The organism is Leuconostoc falkenbergense, from assembly GCF_014634805.1.
In the GTDB taxonomy this organism is placed as follows: Bacteria; Bacillota; Bacilli; order Lactobacillales; family Lactobacillaceae; genus Leuconostoc; species Leuconostoc falkenbergense.
The window spans coordinates 14,007-35,483 of sequence record NZ_BMBS01000021.1 but is presented as its reverse complement, the minus strand read 5'-3'; the positions used below and the strand labels follow the sequence as shown (position 1 = coordinate 35,483).

The 21,477-nt window shown below is 39.1% G+C and carries 17 protein-coding genes and 2 pseudogenes; 8 read left to right on the top strand and 11 right to left on the bottom strand.

The window, feature by feature from the left end:
• Nucleotides 1–58: 58 nt before the first annotated feature.
• The 3 genes and pseudogenes from IEU71_RS05770 to ulaG all read right to left on the bottom strand — a co-directional run.
• Nucleotides 59–466, bottom strand: a pseudogene (locus IEU71_RS05770) (PTS transporter subunit IIC); the annotation flags it as partial.
• Between the two features lie 10 nt (nucleotides 467–476).
• A pseudogene (locus IEU71_RS05765) lies at nucleotides 477–956 on the bottom strand (PTS sugar transporter subunit IIA).
• A 12-nt stretch (nucleotides 957–968) separates the two neighbouring features.
• Nucleotides 969–2,042: an L-ascorbate 6-phosphate lactonase gene (ulaG, locus tag IEU71_RS05760; RefSeq protein WP_004914196.1), complete on the bottom strand. Its 1,074-nt coding sequence runs from the start codon at nucleotides 2,040–2,042 to the stop codon at nucleotides 969–971.
• Nucleotides 2,043–2,236: 194 nt separating this feature from the next.
• On the opposite strand from ulaG, the gene IEU71_RS05755 reads away from it, so the two are divergent.
• The 4 genes from IEU71_RS05755 to fba all read left to right on the top strand — a co-directional run bounded on the left by IEU71_RS05755 (nucleotide 2,237) and on the right by fba (nucleotide 6,164).
• On the top strand, nucleotides 2,237–3,748 hold the full coding sequence (locus IEU71_RS05755; protein WP_036067030.1) for a BglG family transcription antiterminator: 1,512 nt from the start codon (nucleotides 2,237–2,239) through the stop codon (nucleotides 3,746–3,748).
• Nucleotides 3,745–4,560: a Cof-type HAD-IIB family hydrolase gene (locus IEU71_RS05750; RefSeq protein WP_004914193.1), complete on the top strand. Its 816-nt coding sequence runs from the start codon at nucleotides 3,745–3,747 to the stop codon at nucleotides 4,558–4,560. The genes IEU71_RS05755 and IEU71_RS05750 overlap by 4 nt, the downstream gene beginning before the upstream one ends.
• Nucleotides 4,561–4,715: 155 nt before the next feature.
• Nucleotides 4,716–5,282 carry a 5' nucleotidase, NT5C type gene (locus IEU71_RS05745; protein ID WP_004914191.1) on the top strand — a complete coding sequence of 189 codons (567 nt, stop codon included), beginning with the start codon at nucleotides 4,716–4,718 and terminating at the stop codon, nucleotides 5,280–5,282.
• 3 nt (nucleotides 5,283–5,285) lie between these two features.
• The gene (gene fba / locus IEU71_RS05740) at nucleotides 5,286–6,164 is read left to right on the top strand and encodes a class II fructose-1,6-bisphosphate aldolase (RefSeq protein WP_004914187.1); all 879 of its coding nucleotides are present in this window, start codon (nucleotides 5,286–5,288) and stop codon (nucleotides 6,162–6,164) included.
• Nucleotides 6,165–6,231: 67 nt separating this feature from the next.
• On the opposite strand, the gene IEU71_RS05735 is transcribed toward fba, so the two are convergent.
• The 8 genes from IEU71_RS05735 to IEU71_RS05700 all read right to left on the bottom strand — a co-directional run bounded on the left by IEU71_RS05735 (nucleotide 6,232) and on the right by IEU71_RS05700 (nucleotide 16,414).
• A complete protein-coding gene (locus IEU71_RS05735; protein ID WP_004914185.1) occupies nucleotides 6,232–6,945 on the bottom strand; it encodes an ABC transporter ATP-binding protein in 714 nt (237 codons plus the stop codon).
• Nucleotides 6,942–7,727 carry an ABC transporter ATP-binding protein gene (locus IEU71_RS05730; protein WP_004914183.1) on the bottom strand — a complete coding sequence of 262 codons (786 nt, stop codon included), beginning with the start codon at nucleotides 7,725–7,727 and terminating at the stop codon, nucleotides 6,942–6,944. The genes IEU71_RS05735 and IEU71_RS05730 overlap by 4 nt, the downstream gene beginning before the upstream one ends.
• Nucleotides 7,699–8,673 carry a branched-chain amino acid ABC transporter permease gene (locus tag IEU71_RS05725; protein WP_004914181.1) on the bottom strand — a complete coding sequence of 325 codons (975 nt, stop codon included), beginning with the start codon at nucleotides 8,671–8,673 and terminating at the stop codon, nucleotides 7,699–7,701. The genes IEU71_RS05730 and IEU71_RS05725 overlap by 29 nt, the downstream gene beginning before the upstream one ends.
• Nucleotides 8,673–9,551, bottom strand: a complete 879-nt coding sequence (locus tag IEU71_RS05720) for a branched-chain amino acid ABC transporter permease (protein WP_004914179.1) — start codon at nucleotides 9,549–9,551, stop codon at nucleotides 8,673–8,675. Before IEU71_RS05720 ends, IEU71_RS05725 begins: the two co-directional genes overlap by 1 nt.
• A 48-nt stretch (nucleotides 9,552–9,599) precedes the next feature.
• Nucleotides 9,600–10,778 (bottom strand): ABC transporter substrate-binding protein, encoded by a 1,179-nt coding sequence (locus tag IEU71_RS05715; protein ID WP_004914177.1) that lies wholly within the window; start codon nucleotides 10,776–10,778, stop codon nucleotides 9,600–9,602.
• A 404-nt stretch (nucleotides 10,779–11,182) separates the two neighbouring features.
• Nucleotides 11,183–12,121 (bottom strand): AEC family transporter, encoded by a 939-nt coding sequence (locus tag IEU71_RS05710; protein ID WP_036068785.1) that lies wholly within the window; start codon nucleotides 12,119–12,121, stop codon nucleotides 11,183–11,185.
• A 154-nt stretch (nucleotides 12,122–12,275) separates the two neighbouring features.
• On the bottom strand, nucleotides 12,276–15,644 hold the full coding sequence (locus IEU71_RS05705) for a BspA family leucine-rich repeat surface protein (RefSeq protein ID WP_004914169.1): 3,369 nt from the start codon (nucleotides 15,642–15,644) through the stop codon (nucleotides 12,276–12,278).
• Nucleotides 15,645–15,790: 146 nt separating this feature from the next.
• Entirely contained in the window at nucleotides 15,791–16,414 is a 624-nt protein-coding gene (locus IEU71_RS05700) for a carbonic anhydrase family protein (protein ID WP_004914166.1), read from the bottom strand.
• 600 nt (nucleotides 16,415–17,014) lie between these two features.
• Between IEU71_RS05700 and dnaA the strand changes: the two genes are divergently transcribed.
• The 4 genes from dnaA to recF all read left to right on the top strand — a co-directional run bounded on the left by dnaA (nucleotide 17,015) and on the right by recF (nucleotide 21,461).
• Nucleotides 17,015–18,361 carry a chromosomal replication initiator protein DnaA gene (gene dnaA, locus IEU71_RS05695; protein WP_036068693.1) on the top strand — a complete coding sequence of 449 codons (1,347 nt, stop codon included), beginning with the start codon at nucleotides 17,015–17,017 and terminating at the stop codon, nucleotides 18,359–18,361.
• Between the two features lie 230 nt (nucleotides 18,362–18,591).
• Nucleotides 18,592–19,725, top strand: a complete 1,134-nt coding sequence (gene dnaN, locus IEU71_RS05690) for a DNA polymerase III subunit beta (RefSeq protein WP_004910729.1) — start codon at nucleotides 18,592–18,594, stop codon at nucleotides 19,723–19,725.
• A gap of 180 nt (nucleotides 19,726–19,905) precedes the next feature.
• Nucleotides 19,906–20,355, top strand: a complete 450-nt coding sequence (gene yaaA / locus IEU71_RS05685; protein WP_004910727.1) for a S4 domain-containing protein YaaA — start codon at nucleotides 19,906–19,908, stop codon at nucleotides 20,353–20,355.
• Nucleotides 20,337–21,461 carry a DNA replication/repair protein RecF gene (recF, locus tag IEU71_RS05680; protein ID WP_004910725.1) on the top strand — a complete coding sequence of 375 codons (1,125 nt, stop codon included), beginning with the start codon at nucleotides 20,337–20,339 and terminating at the stop codon, nucleotides 21,459–21,461. Before yaaA ends, recF begins: the two co-directional genes overlap by 19 nt.
• The last annotated feature ends 16 nt before the right edge of the window (nucleotides 21,462–21,477 follow it).

The following is a 21,477-nucleotide window of genomic DNA, read 5'->3' as shown; positions in this document are numbered from 1 at the left end:
ACTCAACTGGCAATCACCACGAAAGGTTTTTCAGCAGTTTGCAGTGTTCGGTTAATTCTTGCAATCTACCATATTTAGAAAATCTTACTAATAAAATATTAAAGACAAAGGCGATTAGCAATAGAATCATAACGTCGCCAAATGAACGGCCAAACGTTTTTTCTAATCCATCTGTCACAGCATTTTGACCAAAGTAAGGATCAATCACTGTTGCCGTTAAATGAAAGCGGTCTTTCAGTCCTGTTAGTATCGGTCGGAAACTTGTTACCAGTCCGTTTGATCCAACAATTAAGATCATGTAACCAATCGTGGCTTTTAGAAAACCAGCCAAACTTTCATACCACGGCTTTTTCTCTAACATGTAACCAATCAAGACAATGAAACCAATCATGTAGGCTGGTTGAGTCAAAATGTTATTGGCAAAAAATTCCCAAATAGCTAATATTCCTGCGAATATATTATTCATCATGCTCTCCTCATTGTTCAGCAGGGATTTTATCAAATTGATTCATCACTTGAACGAAATCGTCCATTGATTCAACATCTGACAACGCTTCAATCACACCATCTGTCATCAATAACGACATTAAATTTTGAATATTCTCTAGGTGTTGCTTTTCATCCTTAGCTGCTAGCGTGAAAAATAGCTTCCCTTGTTTTTCAACATTGCCATCTTCAAACGAAACAGCTTCATTAAATTTGGTGAAACTAATACCTGTTCCTAAAACACCCGGTCCCGTAGCTAATGCGTGTGGCATCACCACACCAGGTACAATGACAATATAGGCGCCATTGTCTTCAACATTTTTAATAATTTCATTAATATATTGCTCGGTAATAATTCCCTTTTCTTTGAGATTTTCACCCGCAACACGCAACGACTCCCGTCAACTTGATGGCGTGTCATGGTAAATTCTTACCAAGTCGTTGTCGTAAAAGTAATTAAGCATTGTCATTTTGATTACTCCTTATAAGAATGAAGGGAATGGCACATCATTATCTTTTGAAAAGACATCTGAGAAGCCACGATCATAATGATATTGAATCTTGTTTTGATCTTCTGGGAAAGTGTAACTACCACCAACACGCCATACAAATGGGTGGAATTGATAGTTAAGCGTGTCTTTTTTCATTTCCCATAATTTAACGATTTCTTGCGGATCAGCGTCGAAATTTGACCAAATATCATAATGTACAGGAATCACAACTTTGGCTTTCAGGTCCTCGGCTGATCGCAAAACATCAATTGATGTAACTTTATCCGTTATGCCACGCGGATTCTCACCATAGTTAATAATTTCAACATCAACATGATTCTCATTGCCATGTTTAGCAAACATATTTGACATATGCGAATCGGCGGCGTGATATAGATTCCCACCAGATGTTTTAAACAGATAATTGACAGCAATTTCGTCCATATCTTGTGGTAGCGAATCTTTGATTGTGACATCGTTATCGACGGTTAATAGTGCTGTTCGATCAAAAGCTTCCAAAGCCTTGATTGTAACCGACTTCACGGTCACTTCATCTCCTGGGTGAACAACAATTGTGCGTTCTTCAGGAACTCCCCAACCTTTCCAAATATCAACAACCGCTTGAGGACCAATAAATTTCGTTTCTGGACCACTATTTTGTAACACAGCCGCTGCTGTATTGATGTCTAGGTGATCTGAATGGATATGTGTCACCAATAAGGCATCGACATTTTTAACAGCATAAGGATCAATAACGAATGGTTGTAGACGTAAGTTCGGTTGCATCTTTTGCACGCCACTCATCCTCATCATTTGATGTCCTTGTTTCATCAAACCTGAACCATGTGTTTGCTTACCAGTACCATTCCATAGGTCAACTAGAATATTGGTGTCTTCATGTGTCTTCAACCAAATACCATTATTGGCTAACCACCACATCCGGAAATTCTTTTCGGGTACTTTTGATTGTTCAATTTCTTCATTTAACCAAGTACCCCATTCTGGGAATGTATTCTGAATCCAATTTTCTCGTGTTGCCTCTTGAATTGTTGTTGCTTTTGCCATTTCTTTAAACCTTCTTCCAAACTTTTTTAAAATGTATGCGCTTACATTTGCTGGTACAATTACATTATGGTTGAGAATTAAAAAAATAAACAGTCCCATTACCTCACAATGAAAATGCTTGAATGAGACTGTAATCAATCACTTGCTCATTGTAAAATCAAAGTGAATATACGTTTTGGAAAGGAACACTAATTATGAGCGTACCAAATATGAATTACACCACATTCATTAACTACATAGCCAATCAAGATCTGCTCCCAAATGTTCAAACGATGTCTAACCGACTCAATTTATCTAGTCGTAAAATCTATTACTTATTACAAAGCGCCAATTCTGATTTGCGTTCATCAAATCTACCCTTTTTGGCACCAAACACCAGAATTACACAAAGCCAAATTGCCGTTTTGAAAGCAAAATTATCTCATGTTCCTTCAGATGATTATATTAATTCCTATGAACGACAACTGATTATTGATATTTGTTTGGCACTACCACTTAAAAAATGGACATTATCTGCTTTCCAAACATTATTTTCTGTCTCTAGAAATACGGTTCTCCGTGATATATCAGATCTCAAAAAGCGAGAGACATTTAAACCAGTTTTTTCGAAAAAATCAGGTTTTGAGTTTTCAGAACCGTTGTACGACTCATTCGTGCATGCCTATAACGGCCTAGCCTTACTGCAAAGTCATAAGAATGCACTATCGTATTTTATACGGTCACTGGATAAACACATACCTTACTCAAAATTTTTATTAATCAGCGAAAAATTGAAAAACATGTATCAAGATTCTCTAGGCAAAAAGATATCAATTTCCAATGCTTTAACGTTAACTATTTTTTCAACGCTTGCTTCGCTGTATAGTGAACTAGATCCTATTGCACAGGAAAGTTTATTTACATCCGCTGACGTGGTTTCTTTTACCAAACGCAAAGAAAACGATATTATCAATGACTTCTCAATGATTACCAAAACAAATTTTTCATTAGATATGCCAGACGCCGTCAAATTATTTCTAACCTTGCAACTACTGAGTGTGACGAAAGAACAGGATAACCATTTCAGTGCGCGTGCCTTTCAAGATCTTTTAGTTGTCAGTCATGAAATCGTTAAAGCTTTTGTCCTCACTTCAGATATTAAGATCAGTCAAGCTGATCAGGAAGTTTTAACACGCAAAATACAAACACAGCTCAAGCCCTTTTGGTATTCATCTAAGTACCAAAGTATTACCGTGTATGACTACTTATATCACAATGAAACCTTTGAAAAATACGTCACCGACGCACTGAGTCAAATCACTAATCGATCACTGTATCAACGTTTATTCCCTTTTGGACTGCTAACCGATCAGATTAGCATTCTAGCAATGATTTTTTACAATTTTAGCTTGTCACACGAAAAAATTCATAAATTACACATTTTGATGGTGACATCGCTCCCAATTTATAGTCAAAATCTTTTTGAAACATTAATCAAACGTAGTAGTTCTGCACCATGCGAACTATCAATTGTCTCGCTTAATGATTTTGAAAACTCGTCAAATGAACCCAATCAGTTTGATTTGATTATTACGGAATCGACTGAAATTGCGACGAAACAACCTACTTTTCTGATAGACAGTGAGCTGTCGGATAGTGAGTTTGACCGACTAAAAATGGTAATATCTCAAATTAACGTTACCAAGAAAGAGGAAAGCCTAACATGACGCCAAAATTAATTGCCTTGGATATGGACAATACATTGCTCAAATCCGACCGTACGCTATCACACAAAAATGCTACGATTTTGAAAAAATTACATGATGATAACCATCATATTGTTTTAACAACCGGTCGCCCATTTCCAAATGTACAACCCTTCTTAACACAACTAGATTTAAGCAAAAATGATGACTATGTCATCTTGTTCAATGGTGGTGTGGTTAAAAATATTAGTACAAATGAAACACTCTTAAACAAGCGTTTTATGCTTAGTGATATGTCTGAAATTTTCAATTTAATCCATAATCTTAAATTACCTATTGATATTGTTTGTCCAGAAATTGTCTATTCTATTGCAGACTTTGGACAGTCTAACTATGTTAACTTAATTGGTAAACTGCTGCATTATCAGCAAGTTAGTATCACTGATTTGCCAACAACGTTAACATTTAACAAATTTGTCGTCTGCGAAACAGAAGACAAATTGAACTATCTCGAAAATATTCTTAATCACACACCTGTGTTAACCAAGAATATTTCATTTACAAGATCTCGGCGAACGCTGCTAGAATTTGTACCTACCAACGTCAGTAAAGGCGCTGCACTCAAAGTGTTACTAAAAAAATTATCCCTAACTTCAAAAGATTTGATTGTTTTTGGGGATGAGGCTAACGATCTATCCATGTTTAAACTCGCCACTGTATCAGTAGCCATGGCTAACGCTATTCCACTAATTAAATCGGCAGCCACGGATATCACCAGTAGCAATGAGGAAGATGGTGTCGCAACATTTTTATCATCCTACTTCAACCTCTAAAACTATCACACAACGCATTCACAAAAAATCAAATGTATAAAATTGGTATACATTTAATTTTTTTATTCTGACGCTGTATAATTTTGTCTATTCCGAAAATGTAAGCGTTTTCAACAAAGGAGAATACTATCATCAAACTTAAATTATTCATTGATATGGACAACACTATCGTTGATACCTTGCCTGTATTAAATGCCGAAAATGATAAGCCGCATCTATATCAGTTTAAAAAACCAGATCAAATTCCTGGCATTTTTCGAAATTTACCACCTTTACCTGACGCTATTGATAGCATTTATGCCCTGTCTAAATACTATGATATGTACATTTTATCAACAGCGCCTTGGCAAAACCCTAGTGCTTGGGAAGATAAAATTAGTTGGTTAAATGATTTCTTTGGCAATCAGCCAGATAGCCCATTTTATAAAAAAGTTATTCTGACACACCAAAAAAATTTGAATAAAATTGCTGGTGCCATTTTGCTAGATGATCGTCCCTATCATGGTGCGCATGATTGGGATGATCCCGAATTAGATTCATTTTGGTTACAATATGGTCACGATAAAGAATTGGTATGGTCAAAAAATCTGGTTAATTTTTTAATTGAAGTTGCCAAATCCAATCAGGACTCAATTCGCGATAAAATTTTTTCAGTTAATAATAATTATCACTATTCACTCCATCAAACGGATCAAACATTTAAAAAAGAAAGTTGGGAATAACTCATGACAATCGTTTCTGGTAAAGAAATCGTTCAAACAGCACGTCAACAAGGCTATGCCGTCGGCGCCTTTAATACAAATAATCTTGAATGGACACAAGCCATTCTGCGTGTTGCACAAGCAAAACAAGCTCCTACCATCATCGCTGCTTCGATGGGTGCCATTAAATATATGGGTGGTTTTGAAACCGTTGCTCATATCGTGCGCGACCTTGACCAATCATTTGGCATTACTGTCCCCATTGCCATTCATCTCGATCATGGTGATTACACTGCCGCTAAAGCTGCCATCAAAGCTGGCTTTACATCAGTTATGTTTGATGGGTCACACTTACCGTTAGCAGAAAACTTAGAAAAAACACGTGAGATTGTAGCGTTAGCTCATGAACAAAATATTTCAGTTGAAGCTGAAGTAGGCAGTATTGGTGGCGAAGAAGATGGTATCATCGGCACTGGTGAAATCGCGCCTATCGACGATGCGGTTGCCATGATACAAACGCAAATAGATTTTTTTGCAGCAGGGATTGGTAACATTCATGGTCGCTATCCAAAAGATTGGCAAGGGCTAAACCTCGCTCACCTCAAAGACTTAACAACTACTTTAGATAATATGACACACAGTCAGGTACCATTTGTCTTGCATGGCGGCTCTGGTGTCCCAGATGATCAAATTAAAGCAGCTATTAGCATGGGTGTTGCCAAAGTCAATGTGAACACTGAAGCCCAGCTGGCATTCCATCAAGCGCTAAGAGACTTTATTTTAACTGATCAAGATTTGATTGGTAAAAATTACGATCCTAGGAAACTATTAGCACCCGGCGTCACGGCCGTAGAAACGAGTTTGGCAGAACGTCTGGCTGTTTTCGGTGCTTCATCACACTAAAAAAAAACGCTAACACAATCATTACTGTGTTAGCGTTTTAGATATCGACTGACACGCCACTATCGCGTCAACCGCCCAAATAAGCTTTTCTCACATCGTCTGAAGCCAGTAATTCAGCACCAGTACCAGTCATCGTAATTTGACCACTTTCTAAAACATAGCCACGATCGGCAATCTTCAACGCTTGATTAGCATTTTGCTCAATTACTAAAACTGTCACGCCCTGTGCATTGACAGTCTTGATAATATCAAAAATTTTTTCAATAAATAATGGCGCCAATCCCATTGACGGTTCATCTAGTAGCAATAACTTCGGCTTAGCCATTAGCGCGCGTCCCATTGCTAACATTTGTTGTTCGCCACCAGATAAAGTTGCTGCATCTTGATTACGCCGCTCCTTTAAAATTGGAAATTGGTCGTAAATCAGCGCGTATTCTGACTTCAAATTAGTGCCTTTATCACGTGTAAAGGCACCTAATTGCAAATTTTCTTGCACTGTCATGCCAGCAAAAACGCGTCTACCTTCTGGTACTTGGGCAATTCCGCTAGACACAATTTTTGCTGAATCCATCCCTAAAATATCTTGATTTTGAAAATTGATGTGCCCAGAGGTCGGTTTGGTTAAATTTGAAATAGTTCTCAAGATTGTCGTTTTGCCAGCGCCGTTTGCGCCAATTAACGACACAATTTCATTATCATGCACAGTAAAATTGACATTTTGTACAGCTTTGATTGCGCCATAACTGACATTTAAATTTTCAACAGTTAACAATGCACTCATGTATCGTTTTCTCCCAAATATGCGCGGATGACATCGGCATTTTGCTGTATTTCTGCCGGTGTCCCGCTTGCCAATAATTTACCGTATTCCAGCACATACAATCGCTCACTCACCGCCATGACCAAATTCATATCATGCTCAATTAGGATAATGGTCATCTTAAATTCCTGTTGCACTTGTTTAATAAGGCGAGTCAAATCCGCGGTTTCTTGAGGATTCATCCCCGCAGCAGGTTCATCCAAAAACAAGATTTTTGGTTTAGTCGCCAATGCTCGAACAATCTCTAAGCGTCGTTGCTGCCCATACGGTAAGTTAGTAGCTAAAGTATCCTGAACACCCAACATATCAAAAATTGACAATAATTGACGCGCCTCATTTTTTAAAGTCGCTTCATGCTTGTAAAAAGATGGCAGTCGCAATATCGCGTCCCATGTGTGGGCTCGAGTATGCGAATTCATTGCAATCATAACGTTTTCCAAAACCGTACGGCTTTCAAATAAACGGATATTTTGGAACGTCCGCGCAATGCCCAATCGTGCTCTTTTAGCCGGTGATTGCTGATTCACTATGGCTAACTTTTGACCATCAAACAAGGCCACATCGCCCTCGGTTGGCCGATAAACGCCGGTCAACAGATTAAATAATGTCGTTTTACCTGCGCCGTTTGGACCAATTAAACCAATTAATTCATTTTCGGAAGCTTCAATATTGACGTGATCAACTGCTGTGACACCACCAAAGCGAATACTTAAATCATGCGTTTTCAGTATGGTCTGTGTCATGTCCATCTCCTCCATCAAATAGCCATTTTTTTAAAGATAATTCACGACTGCCAAAAATGACTTGCGGTCTGATTAACATCACGACAATTAAGATAACGGAATAAATAACCATACGTAATGAACCAAAATTTTGTAACAATGTGTCTAAAATACCCAAAGCAATAGCCGTAATTACCTTGCCGCTCATTGACCCAATCCCGCCGATGACAATGATGATTAAAATCATAATACTTTGCATAAATGCATAGTCTTTAGGCGCAATAGATTGAATAAAACTTGCCCGTAAACTACCAGCCATAGCTGCAAACAAGGCGCCCAATACAAAGGCGATAACCTTATATTTTGTCGTATTAATACCTAATGATTCAGCAGCAATTTCATTGTCTCGTACTGCAATAATCGCTCTTCCCGGCATACTACGGACAAAATTAACCACAATAATTAGCGTGATAACCGCTAAAATATAGACCAATTGCCAACTAACAAACGGCGCAATACCAAAAATACCGGCTGGTCCGTTAGTAATTTTTAAGTTCATAATGACAATACGAATGATTTCTGCAAATCCTAGCGTTGCAATCGCTAGATAATCACCACGTAAACGTAAAGTTGGTATCCCAACGATTAAGGCAACGATACCACTCACAGCGATACCAGTTACCATGCCTACAATAAAGCCCATAACACCGGGCATAACTGCCATAATTAGGGCCGTTGCATACGCCCCAATCGCCATAAATCCGGCGTGGCCTAGCGAAAATTGCCCCGATATCCCCACAACCAAATTCAAACCCAATGCCGCAATCACATTGATGCCGATCAACACAATCGTTGTGACGCCATAATGTCCGATTAAGCCAACCATTTGTGCCATGAAAATCAAAACGAAGCCCATGGCAGCCATTGCTGCCCACGACAATGTGTATTTAATATGCGTTTGATCCATTACACCTTCTCCCGCTTGTTTTTACCCAAAATACCAGTCGGCTTTATCAACAAAATAACAATTAACATCGCATACACGACGGCGTCTTTATAAGCAGAAAACGAAGTCGCTTGTACCATTGTTTCTAATATACCGATCAGCCAGCCACCAACGGCGGCTCCGGGAATAATACCGATACCACCCAAAACAGCTGCAACAAAGGCTTTCAACCCCGGTGTCATGCCCATCAAAGGATCGATGCTATTGTAATAAAGTCCAATCAACACACCACCAGCCGCAGCCAATGCTGATCCAATGGCAAAAGTAAATGAAATCGTGTGATTAATATTGATGCCCATCAAAGTTGCAGCATCAGGATCTGCTGACACCGCCCGCATTGCCCGACCCATCTTAGTGCGTTTGACAACATACGTTAGCAATAACATCAACACGACTGATGTCACGGCAATGATGAGTTGAATGTTGGACACTTGAATCCCATAAAAATGGTATTGCACAGTCTTAATAGCTTGCGGAAAAGAACGTTGATCAGACCCATATAGGTACGTCATGCCATTTTCCAGCAAAAATGATATACCAAGCACTGAAATTAACACCGCTATCCTTGGTGAATGACGTAGTGGCCGATATGCAATATATTCAATCAAAACCCCAATCACCGCGCTGACTGCCATCGCCAAAATCAAAGCAATGAAGAAATTTAAGTGTAGCACTTTGATAAAAAAATAACCGAAATAGGCACCAAGCATATAGATATCGCCATGTGCAAAATTAATTAATTTGATAATACCGTAAACCATTGTGTAGCCTAATGCTAATAACGCATAAACGCTGCCTAACATCAGTCCTTTGATTACTTGCTGAATGAAAAGTGTCATTTTAACCTCAAAATTTGATCAACACGTCAACTCTGTGTAACGCTTGAATTACTTCACGACCACAGCAGATGACTCTTTACCATTAGTCATGCCAACCATCACCATTGACTTCACCGGATTATGGTCTTTGTCAATCGACATCTTTCCCGTAACGCCTTCAAAATTCTTCAAATTTGCCAAACCTTTGGTAATCGCCGCCTTACTTGTTGAATTTTCATTTTCAATTGCTGCTTTAATCATGCGAACCGAATCATAGGCCAAGGCTGTAAACTGTGATGGCTCTTTGCCATAGGCTTTCTTGTAGGCTTTTGCAAATGGCGTTGCCACTTTGGTTGCCGGTGCATCAACTGAGAAATGAGCAGCATAATAAACATTACTTGTATTTTTGTTGCCCGCAATCTCAGCAGTTTTAGGATCACCAATACCATCAGGACCAATAACTGGCACATTAATGCCCATATCGCGCATTTGCTTCAAAATGGCACCACCTTCAGTATAGTAACCATTGATAACCACAGCATCAAACTGCTTATCTTTTATCTTGGTCAAAACAGCTTGAAAGTCCTTGCTGCCTTCTTGATAGGACTCAACGTCAACAACCTTGCCCTTATATGCTTTCTTGAACGCAGCTGTAATGCCTGTCCCATAATCTGAGGAATTATCTTGGAAAATAACGACATTCTTGGCTTTCAAATTTTCAGTCGCAAATTGTGCCATCTTTGTGCCCATAAACGAATTCTTATATTGGGCTCGGAAAACATAAGGCTGAACTTTTCCATTTTTTTGTATCGTAATATTATCAGCGCCGGCAGTTGGTGAAATCATTGGCGTCTTCCCTTGTGTCGCGACTGGGACTGCTGCTTGAACGCCTGATGTGATAACAGGTCCTACAATTGCACTCACTTTTTCATTGTTAATCAAGTTGCTTGTCACTGACGCTGTTTCTGTATTATCCGTCTTGGCATCTTTATTGATAATCTTAAATTTGTAGCTTTTACCCTTAACCTTGACACCACCATTAGCATTGATTTGCTTGATGGCAAAATTAGCCCCATCTTGCTCGGCTTTACCATACGAAGAGGCGTCACCTGATGTGTCAAATACGCCACCAATTTTAATTACAGTCGATGATGATGCCTGATCTGACTGACGGTTCATTACCCCATATCCAATAATGCCGCCAACTGCGACGACAAATACTGCCCCAACAATTACAATTTTTTTCATTCTTCCTTCTCCAATTCTCTTCTCTGCGTACCTTCTTTTTCGCAAATAAAAAACCCATGAATATCAAAATTCATGGGTTTAAATCGTTAATCATGATAATAGACATACTCATCATTTCAACACCCATGAAAACTGATTACCAGTTAGTCATGAGCGCGAAAAACCTCGTCATGACTTACAGCATGAGGAGGAGAAGGAGGGCTTGAGATGAGATTTGTGTTTGATTCATGTTTTGCATGATGTGTTGCCTCCAATTTCTTAATATTTAATATCATACAAGACGCACAAAATATTGTCAACAACTAATAAGATGAGAAAAGTTATCATTTCAAGTTGATTTAACACGCTTGGACGTCCTGAACAGCTGTAAAATCTACTGCTATCGCCTGCTTATATCATTTGAGTTAGTTAATAATCGTCATTAAAATTGGCACGACAACCAAGCTCAAAAGCGTCGATTCTGTGACCATAATGGCTGCATAATCCGCATCCGCACCGTACAAACTAGCAACTACTGGCGCATTAGTCATCACAGGCATTGCCGACTGCAAAATAAAGACTTGCTTCATCAAGATTGGTACATCAGCTTTCCACAGCAATACAAACATCACCATTGGCGCTAAAATAAAGCGACCAAACAAGATACCAAGACTATATTTGTTCACTTTTAGGTTATGCAATCCGGCACGTTGCACGGCTATACCAATGAAAAACATAGATAATGGCACCGTTAAACTACCCACGTATTGTAAATCAGAGGCAATAAATGTGGGTAATTTAATTTGGAAAACAACCAACAACACACCTAAAATGAATCCCAACAACGGTGGTGAAAATACTTTTGCTAGAGTTGTTTTGATATCAAAACGCCATTCCCCTTCACCATCTCGTTGAATTAAATAAGTGCCCAGTGTCCAAAAGAAGGTCGTGTTAATCATGTAGTAAACCAACACATATGGCAAACTTTTAGTGCCAAACAGCGCCATGTTGATGGGTAGACCAACAAACACCGTGTTTGAATTAAAAAACATGGACTGGAACAAACCACGTCTGTTTTTACGAATTGCTAATATGCGTGCAAATGCCACAGAAATTGCAAATAAGACCAACATTGAAATGATTGGAAATTTAATATCTGGTAGCAAACGTCCTAGCTCATCTTTAGTAAAATCTTGCGTGATGGTATTCACCATGTACATTGGCAAAGCCACTTGTGTGACAATACGTGCAATGATTTGTCCACTTTTGTCGGTAAACCACTTAGCACTCGCCAATGAATAACCAATGGCAATCATCACCAAAATTACTAAAACACCCTGTATACTTTGAAAAAAAACAGCCAAAACATCGCCTCTTTAAAATGTGAGATTTAAATTAAAAACATTCACATGTTATCATATCATTTACTGTTCTCATTTGCATCTGTTAATTTTAAAAACTCATAAAATTCTGCATCTAAACAAAAAGCAGTGAACATTTGCCCACTACTTTTCGACGTTACGGCGTCTCGCTCAACGTCCATGTTAATTCTGATTCTAGCTGTTTGCCAAGCAATGCTGTATTAAGCACAGTGCTTGGGTTCAACCAAATGCTGAAGTTTTTGGTTGTGTCATGATTAAAAGCAATATTCTTGGTCGCAGTCGCTGATGTGCCCGACCAGAAACTGCTAGCACTCGTTGATAAATCACTAGTGCCATATTTAATCTTCAAGTTTGACTTAGCAATCGTAGCTGATTCACCATCAGTTATCCAGTCGCTTGTTTGCGCCACGGTAACATTATACGTTGTAATGTTATCTAAATCTTCTAAGGCTACTGAACCAGTTGTCATGTTGGTTGCCAGAGGGCTATTGCCATTAAAGAAGTCACTGGCTGCTAACGTGCCAAATGTAAGTGATGAAATTGTATCAATCGCAGGCGTTGATGCCTCTGCTTTGTTAGCCCAGACATAAGTCACTGGTTCTGTTCTATCAGCGTACATTTCTGTCGTTGTGACCATTGCACCCTTAGGATTAAATTCTGTTCCTGTGCCAACAATTTGCCAACTAGCAGCAGTTGTTGTGTAGCTTGTACCCGGAATCGTTGTACCGGCTGCTGGGGCGGATCTGAAGCTAGGATGAGCAGCGAATTTAACGTTCGGTCCTAGGGTGATTTTCCAGAGATCAAAAGTATTAAAGAACATAGAAACAACCGCAGGACTAGATGTACTCCAATTTGAAATATCCAAAGTCCTTAACCGTGTGGCCTGATAGAACATATAATTCATATTAGTGACATTTGTGACATCCCAATCACTCAAATCCAAACTGGTCAACCTACTAGTGTCACTGAACATAGAACTCATATTAGTGACATTGGTGACATCCCAATCACTCAAATCTAAACTGGTCAACCCACTAGTGTTACTGAACATAGAACTCATATTAGTGACATTGGTGACATCCCAATCACTCAAATCTAAACTGGTCAACCCACTAGTGTTACTGAACATAGAACTCATATTAGTGACATTGGTGGTTTTAAAATTAGTCAACGTTAAGTTGGTTAATGCTGACATAGAACCAAACATGGCATACATGTCCACGGTACTTGCACTCCGACCAACACCCCAATCGGTGAGGTCCAGTGTTGTTAACGAGTCCGCGTCATAAAACATATATCTAAATGATAACACCTCAGTCACATCCCAGTCTTGTATGTCCAGACTTGTCACACCGCTTTCTTCGAACATATTATTCATCCTAACAACATTGGTAGTCTTAAAGTTCGTCAGATTTAAATCTGTCAAAGTAGTAGTATAAGCAAACATCCCACTCATGGCTACATTTGTTACGTTACGTGTTACTCCCCAGTTAGACAAGTTTAAGCTGGTTAAATTTTCGGCCCGACCAAACATAAAAGCCATACCAGTAACGTTACTTACATCCCATTCACTGAAATCTAAGCTTGTCACACCACTTTTCCAGAACATATAATTCATGTTGGTGGCATCAGTACTCTTAAAATTCGTCAAATTTAAATTATTAAGAGCACTCGTTTCCGTAAACATATAGGTCATGTTTACATTGGTAGCTGTGGGGAGATCCCAACAATTCAAAAAGCTGATTGTGCTGCATTTTGCTCTATCAAACATATACGAAAAACTACTCACAGTATCAAGATTCCAATTGTCGTCAAGCACTACTGCAGTAACGGTGCTGTTTGCAAACATACTAGCCATAGTTGTTATATTTTTCGCTGTTGTGTTAGTAATATTTAAGTTTGTTAATTCAGTGGTCGTAGCAAACATACCACTCATATCGACTGTTGTAGCAACGTCCCCAATATTCCATTCACCAAGAGTCAAAGTTTTCAACTTACTACCTCCGAACATACTCTTAAAAGTTGTTACTTTTGTGACATCCCAATCACTTAAATCTAAACTAGTCAATCCTACTTGCGAGAACATATTTGACATATTTGTCACGTTTTTTGTTTGAAAATTAGTCATATCCAAATTTGTTAAACTAGTCGCATTAAACATACCTGCCATTTTAACGTTATTAGCAGTGCGACCAACACCCCAACCTGATACATTCAGGCTTGTCAAGCTTGTACTACTAAACATATAAGTAAAATCAGTTACTTTTGTCACATCCCAATCGCTCAAATCCAAATTTGTCAATTTGACGCCGTAAAACATTTGATACATATTAGTGACATTAGTGGTTTTAAAGTTCGTCAGATTTAAATCAGTCAAACTACTAGTGAATTGAAACATCAATGACATATCCACACCTGTTGCAGTTCGTGCTCCTCCCCACCCCGATAGATTTAATGCCAAAAGGTTAGCAGCGCCGTAGAACATGCCATAAAAATTATTAACTTTTGTCACATCCCAACTATTAATGTCTAAACTAGTTACACCGATACAACGAAACATCAATGACATATTTGTCACGTTTTTTGTTTTAAAGTTACTGAGGTTCAAATTAGTAAGTTTACTTGTTGTAGAACTCCAAAACATATATGACATGTTAACCGTAGTTGCCGTTCGACCATCTCCCCAACCTGATAAATTCAATGTGGTTAATTCTAGCGTAGCATAAAACATATACGCAAAAGTCGTCACTTTATCAACATTCCAGCTACTCAAATCTAAGCTTGTCACACCACTACCTCTGAACATATAAGACATGCTTGTCACGTTACTGGTAACGAACGTACTCAAATCTGGTGTTGACAAAGCAGTAGTCTGATAAAACCAATATGACATGGAAGTCACAGAGGAAGTATTAAAATTATTCAAATCAATTAACTCGCTTAACTGGGTCAAGTTAGCAAACAAATAGGTCACAGCCGTTGGCGCAACAACACCACTTTCAAACTGAATGCTTGTGACGTCTGCCGGTGTCACACCCGCATTAGTTAAATTATTGTCAATACGTTCTGCTAGCGTACCCGCCCCAAAAACCAACAGGCCAGTATCAGAATCAAAGGTCCAAGTGGAATCACCGTTGGTGTTAGTTGTAATCGCTTTTGGTGCTTTATTTTTGGCAACCGGTTTCTGGCTATCAGTGGCTTCAGGCGCTTCTTTGACTTCAGCTTCTGACACCCCACTATCTTCAACCGGTTCCTCCGCTGTTTCAGGCTCATCTACTTCTGGATCTGATGATGGTTCCTCAGAAGATGGCTCACCAACATTAGCGTCCACACGTTGAATGAGTTCCTGCAAGTCAGAACGTCCCTCATTTGGCAAACGCATTTTAGTTGTTGTATTGCTGTCATCATGGTCCGCTAATTGCGAAGCAGTAACTGCTTGAACAGGTCCAGTAAGTGTTAATATTGTGATTAAAATTATTAAAGTTAGTTGTTGTTTTAGACGCATATCTTCACCCCTAACCCTCATTCTACTAGGGGGGTGGAAGATAAGACGACTTTTAAGTGAACAACTTGTGAATTTTGTGAACTCTTTTGTACTTGCCACTCACTAAAAAAACTTACCTAAAATTCGGTAAGTCTGATCATATCGCATTAATTTTTATCATTATAATAAGTAATTGTTCGTTCATTAATCGCTTGAATATCACGGTAATTATCTGGATAGTGGTCGTGTAGCACCGCCTTATCTTCTGATGAAATAGCCACAGGCTCAGTCAACACAAGCCATTGAATATCATGACGAAGTGGTGGTGTTGTGAGTGAGCCAACATAGTGGAAATAACTATGATCATCTGGCAACAAACGCATCAATGTTGCCGAATTGACCTGATTATCATAGATATTCTGAACAGCACCAGTTGTTACATTGGCACTAACATCCCCAAAACTAGCCAATACTAAGGTTTGATCCTCATGTTGAAAAACAAAGTGGGTCTCCACATCATGTCGTTGACCATTCACCAAGTGTTCTGCCCCATCATGAAAGTGAAAGCGTTCGAGTTCCCAAATTTGATTATCAAGGCGTAACTGCCCATGAACTAGGAATTGCTCGCCTATTTCACGATCATCATATTGCACCTTATCTTGGAAAGAAATCTCTAATTGCCCAGTTTTTTGAGGTTGAACCGACTGCGTCGCAATGTCGATTGGTGACTGATAAGCTGTATCATCTGGCTGACGCCAATTTTCTTGTTCTGTATAATCTAAATGCCGCATGTCATTCTCCTTTGCACTATTCTACCATTAAAAGTTTTATTCTCTTACAAAAAATTAAGGGCATTTTTTGCGATATTGTCCCTCTTTTTTTGTCCATTTTTTCACATGCGTAAGACAAGATTTTCAGAAAATCATTTAAAATTTAAAATTCTTAAACTTTTCTTTACATTCACAACCTTATCCATATTTATCCCCTAGGCTGTTGATTCCCAAGGGCTTAGCAATTTTTATAAACAAAGCCCTACACAAGTTATCCACATATCCACAAGTTGTTCACGTTATCATGTGGATATTGTGGATAACCAACCTCGCATATTGTCTTTTCACACGTTTTCCTGTGCATAATCATGTTGATGTGTGGATAACCCACACATTTGTTCGTCTCATTGTCCACATTCGTGCTTTTTGGTTGTCCACAACTGTTGATATTCTCTAAAGTTGTCGTTACCCTGTGGAAAACTCGTTTTCTTATTGTTATAATTATCTTTGCTACTGCTTCTAAACTTTTAGAAACACAGTCAGTTCAATCCATGATCGACGCTAAATCTAACCAGCGTTTGATCGTCATTTTTGACTTGAACGCTTTTAGGAGAGAGATACGTGACTAAACCAATCACAAAAGAAGAATTGTGGTCTAAAGTCCAAGCTGAATTTTTCACAAAACTCGGTCGTGTGACTTTTTCTACCTATATAGAACCACTCAAACCCATAACGCTAGAAGATACTAGTTTGACGCTATCTGTCCCAAGCGACATGGCGCAAGATATCATTGATCAGTGGGACCGCGAGTACTCAATGGATTTTGTGCAATTTGCCATGACCATTGCTGATGGCTTTATCAAGCCAGACCTTCAAATTGCCCAACCAAAAACGACAGCTGCTGCACCAACGCTTGATAACTTGCCGTTTACACGGGAATCCGATTTAAATCCCGATTTTACATTTGAAAAATTCGTCATTGGGTCAGGTAATGAAAATGCCTACGCTGTGGCGCGCGCAGTAGCTGATGAACCGGGACAAGTCTACAATCCTTATTTGATTTACGGTGGTGTTGGACTAGGGAAGACTCACTTGATGCAAGCCATTGGTAACGCTTATGCCGCTTCCACGCCGTCAGCACACATCAAATATGCCACGGCTGAAGATTTCTTGAATGATTTCACCGAATCTTTGCGAGCTGGTGATGGGGCAACTGCCGCTTTTAAACAAGAATATCGTTCTGTTGATTTATTATTAGTCGATGATATTCAATTCTGGTCAGGAAAAGAGAAGGTTCAAGAAGAATTTTTCAATACTTTCAATGTCCTCACCAAAAATGGTAAACAAATCGTTATGACTTCTGATAAGTTACCAACGGAAATAGTCGATTTGCAAACGCGATTAACATCACGATTTGAAGCGGGCATTATGATGGACATTCAAAAGCCTGATTTACCAACGCGTGTTGCCATTTTGCAAAACTTGTCTGAATCAGATGGCCTGACAATTCCAAATGATGTATTGGAATTAATTGCTGAAAAGATTGACTCCAACGTTCGAAGTTTGGAAGGGGCCTTTCATAAATTTGAAGCCAGTCTACGCTATATGAACAAGCCAGCAACCAAGGAAACGGCACAACAAATCTTAGGGGACCTGAACATTAATCAAGGGTTCAAAATTACAGTCGAAAGAATACAGCAAGTGGTAGCCGATTACTACATGCAAACGATTGATGACCTCAAAAGTTCAAGTCGCAAGAAGGATTTGGTCACAGCCCGACACGTTGCCATGTATCTCACGCGAACATTAACTAACGAAAGTTTGCCAGATATTGGTCGTGCGTTTGGTGGCCGCGATCATTCTAGTGTGTTACATGCCACCACAAAAATTACCGAAAAGTCAGAAAGTGATCCACGCACAAAAGAAATGCTTGATGCACTAACAGACGAAATTAAAAACGGCAAATAGCACACTTATCGTGATATAGTGGCAATAGGAGAGGCGAGAGGCCGTGTGTATAACTGGTAATAAGTGACAAAGTTTTCCAACAGGTTTGTGAACAACTAATTGCTTACATGTCTTTATTCACATCCCAGTTTTCCACAACTTCCACACCCCTTATTATTACTACTAGATCTTTTATCTTTATTAAGAACATATTGCTGGTATATTGGTGTTAAGTAAAAAGGAGCCTATTTATGCAATTTACAATTAATCGACAAGCATTTATTAAAGCCTTAAATGATGTGTCTCGTGCTATTTCTTCACGGACAACAATTCCTATTTTGACAAATATCAAATTAGTTTTAAATGATGAGGAACTGATTCTCACTGGCTCTAATGCAGATATTTCAATTGAAACAACGATTCCACAATCAGATACAAGTGCACAACTCGTCATTACACAACCCGGTGGCATTACATTGCCAGCAACTTTTTTCACAAATATCGTTAAACGGTTGCCTGCTGACAATATGACACTAGCCATTGATGGCCTTCGAGCAGCTATCACATCAGGTGCTTCAGCCTTTACAATTAATGGTCAAGATGTGCAAAACTATCCACAATTACCTGAAATGGAAGACGTTCAAAGTTTGAGTGTTTCAGCAGCGCAATTAGTCGATATTATTTCCCAAACAAAAATATCAGCTTCAACACAAGAAAGTCGGCCAATTTTAACAGGTATTCATTTACAACTGACTGGGAATAGTGTAAAAGCAGTGACGACCGACTCTCACCGTTTGTCACAACGAATCGTGACATTAACAGGTACAGATGCTGATGTTGATGCCGATGTGATTATTCCGGCTAAGGCTTTCAATGAGCTACAATCACTATTAGAAGGTCAAGATCGTGTCGATATTAAATTAGCGGCAAATCAGGCTGTATTTGACTTGGGACACACAACATTCTACACGCGCTTACTAGAGGGAAATTATCCGGAAACAGACCGTTTGATTCCAACAGAAAGTACAACAGCTATTACGATTGAAGCCAGTGCATTATTAGGTGCTATTGATCGTGCTAGTTTGCTGAGTCACGAAAGTCGTAACAACGTTGTCCAACTATCGCTGAAAAATGGTGCGGCTGTTTTGACTGGCAATTCTCAAGAAGTAGGGCAAGTCAAAGAAGAGTTGGGCGCACAGACAATTGATGGGGACGATTTAGATATTTCATTTAATCCTGATTATGTCCGTGACGCGTTACGTGTTTTCAATGGTAAAAGTGTTGATGTTAAGTTCACAAGTAATTTGCGTCCCTTTACTTTGACACCTGCTGGTGAAACTGACAACAAACAACTGCAACTGATTACACCTGTCCGAACATTTTAATCGGATATAGTCAAATAACCCTTAAAAACTTAAAATTAACCGTTTAACTCAGAATAAACCAACTACCCACAAACGGTCTAAAATCGCTTATATGCAATTTTAGACCGTTTTTTTAAGACTTTGACCTTAAGAAATGGTATAATACTAGATGTAACTACTGTGAAGAAAGCGTGCGCCACTTTGACAACAACCGTACATATAACAACTGAATTTATCACGTTGACGCAACTCCTAAAAGAAGAAAATATCATTTCTTCGGGTGGTCAAGCCAAATACTACTTGATGGATCATCCGGTTTTGCTTAACGGAGAACCAGAAAATCGACGTGGTAAAAAGCTCTACGATCATGATGAAATCGAGATTGAAGGTGAGCGTTATCTCATTGAGTTGGCTGAAAATGTCGACGAACTAATCGCTGAGGCTGACGCACAAAAAGCAGCGCGTGCAGTCAATGCTAAAAAGACCATTCGAGATGATCGTATCAAAGCGCAGAAAGCGGCTGCAGCCAAGGCACGTAAGGAAGCTCGATTTGCAGATATGCGCCGAAAAAATCAAACACGTTCGGGCGGATTTGGTCGACCAAAACGCAATAATCCAAAGGGACCATCTTCATGGAACTCGAGTCGCTAACGCTTAAAAACTATCGTAATTACGGTGATTTGACACTTGAATTTAGTGATGGTGTCAATGTGTTTTTAGGTGAAAATGCGCAAGGCAAAACAAATTTACTAGAAAGTATCTATGTTCTGGCTTTGGCACGATCGCATCGAACCAGTAGTGACAAAGACTTAATTCAGTGGTCTGAAAAGGAAGCAACAATTAGTGGTCGCGTGAAGCGCGCCATTAGTGACACGCCACTCTCACTAAACTTTTCAAATAAAGGTAAAAAAGCGCGCGTTAATCATTTAGAACAAAGCAAGCTTTCACAATACATTGGGCAACTCAATGTGATTTTGTTTGCACCTGAAGATTTGGAGTTAGTAAAAGGCGCGCCAAGTGTTCGTCGCCGATTTATTGACATGGAATTTGGTCAGATGAACCCGCTTTATCTGTATAATACGACACAATATAAGCGCATTTTAAAAGAGCGAAATGCTTATTTAAAACGTTTGCAACTGAAACAAACAACGGACACCGTCTTTTTAGATGTTTTATCAGAACAACTTGTCAATGTTGGGGCGCAAATTTTACTAGCACGTGAGTCATTTTTAAAAAAATTAGAACAAGCTGCGCAACCAATTCATGCTGAAATATCAGATCAAAGAGAAACGTTGCATCTTGTTTACAATAGTTCAGTTAATTTTGATGAAAAGGATGATTTGGCTGGTGTTACAGCGGCCTTTGAAGCGTCGCTGTTGAAACAACGTGCTCGTGAAATTATGATGGGGTCAACACTCTTAGGGCCACATCGCGATGATTTACAATTTATTGTCAATGACAATGATGTCGCTGTCTTTGGCTCGCAGGGGCAACAACGAACCACGGCATTGGCAGTCAAGTTAGCTGAAATTGATTTAATGCAACAAGAAACAGGGGAATACCCCGTATTATTGCTTGATGACGTACTCAGCGAACTTGATGCGAATCGGCAAACCCATCTTTTGTTGGCAATCCAGGATAAAGTGCAAACTTTTATCACGGCGCCATCGTTAACTGATGTGGCACGACAACTGATTCACACGCCTAAAGTGTTTCACGTGAAACATGGTGAAATAACCTTAGAAACGGAAAATTGAAAAGGAGAATGTGTTC

What these genes read in the sequence shown, in the direction of transcription:
- ulaG (WP_004914196.1), bottom strand. Translation starts at nt 2,042, where the DNA reads ATGGCAAAAGCAACAACAATTCAAGAGGCAACACGAGAAAATTGGATT.
- IEU71_RS05755 (WP_036067030.1), top strand. Translation starts at nt 2,237, where the DNA reads ATGAGCGTACCAAATATGAATTACACCACATTCATTAACTACATAGCC.
- IEU71_RS05750 (WP_004914193.1), top strand. Translation starts at nt 3,745, where the DNA reads ATGACGCCAAAATTAATTGCCTTGGATATGGACAATACATTGCTCAAA.
- IEU71_RS05745 (WP_004914191.1), top strand. Translation starts at nt 4,716, where the DNA reads ATGGACAACACTATCGTTGATACCTTGCCTGTATTAAATGCCGAAAAT.
- fba (WP_004914187.1), top strand. Translation starts at nt 5,286, where the DNA reads ATGACAATCGTTTCTGGTAAAGAAATCGTTCAAACAGCACGTCAACAA.
- IEU71_RS05735 (WP_004914185.1), bottom strand. Translation starts at nt 6,945, where the DNA reads ATGAGTGCATTGTTAACTGTTGAAAATTTAAATGTCAGTTATGGCGCA.
- IEU71_RS05730 (WP_004914183.1), bottom strand. Translation starts at nt 7,727, where the DNA reads ATGACACAGACCATACTGAAAACGCATGATTTAAGTATTCGCTTTGGT.
- IEU71_RS05725 (WP_004914181.1), bottom strand. Translation starts at nt 8,673, where the DNA reads ATGGATCAAACGCATATTAAATACACATTGTCGTGGGCAGCAATGGCT.
- IEU71_RS05720 (WP_004914179.1), bottom strand. Translation starts at nt 9,551, where the DNA reads ATGACACTTTTCATTCAGCAAGTAATCAAAGGACTGATGTTAGGCAGC.
- IEU71_RS05715 (WP_004914177.1), bottom strand. Translation starts at nt 10,778, where the DNA reads ATGAAAAAAATTGTAATTGTTGGGGCAGTATTTGTCGTCGCAGTTGGC.
- IEU71_RS05705 (WP_004914169.1), bottom strand. Translation starts at nt 15,644, where the DNA reads ATGCGTCTAAAACAACAACTAACTTTAATAATTTTAATCACAATATTA.
- IEU71_RS05700 (WP_004914166.1), bottom strand. Translation starts at nt 16,414, where the DNA reads ATGCGGCATTTAGATTATACAGAACAAGAAAATTGGCGTCAGCCAGAT.
- dnaN (WP_004910729.1), top strand. Translation starts at nt 18,592, where the DNA reads ATGCAATTTACAATTAATCGACAAGCATTTATTAAAGCCTTAAATGAT.
- recF (WP_004910725.1), top strand. Translation starts at nt 20,337, where the DNA reads ATGGAACTCGAGTCGCTAACGCTTAAAAACTATCGTAATTACGGTGAT.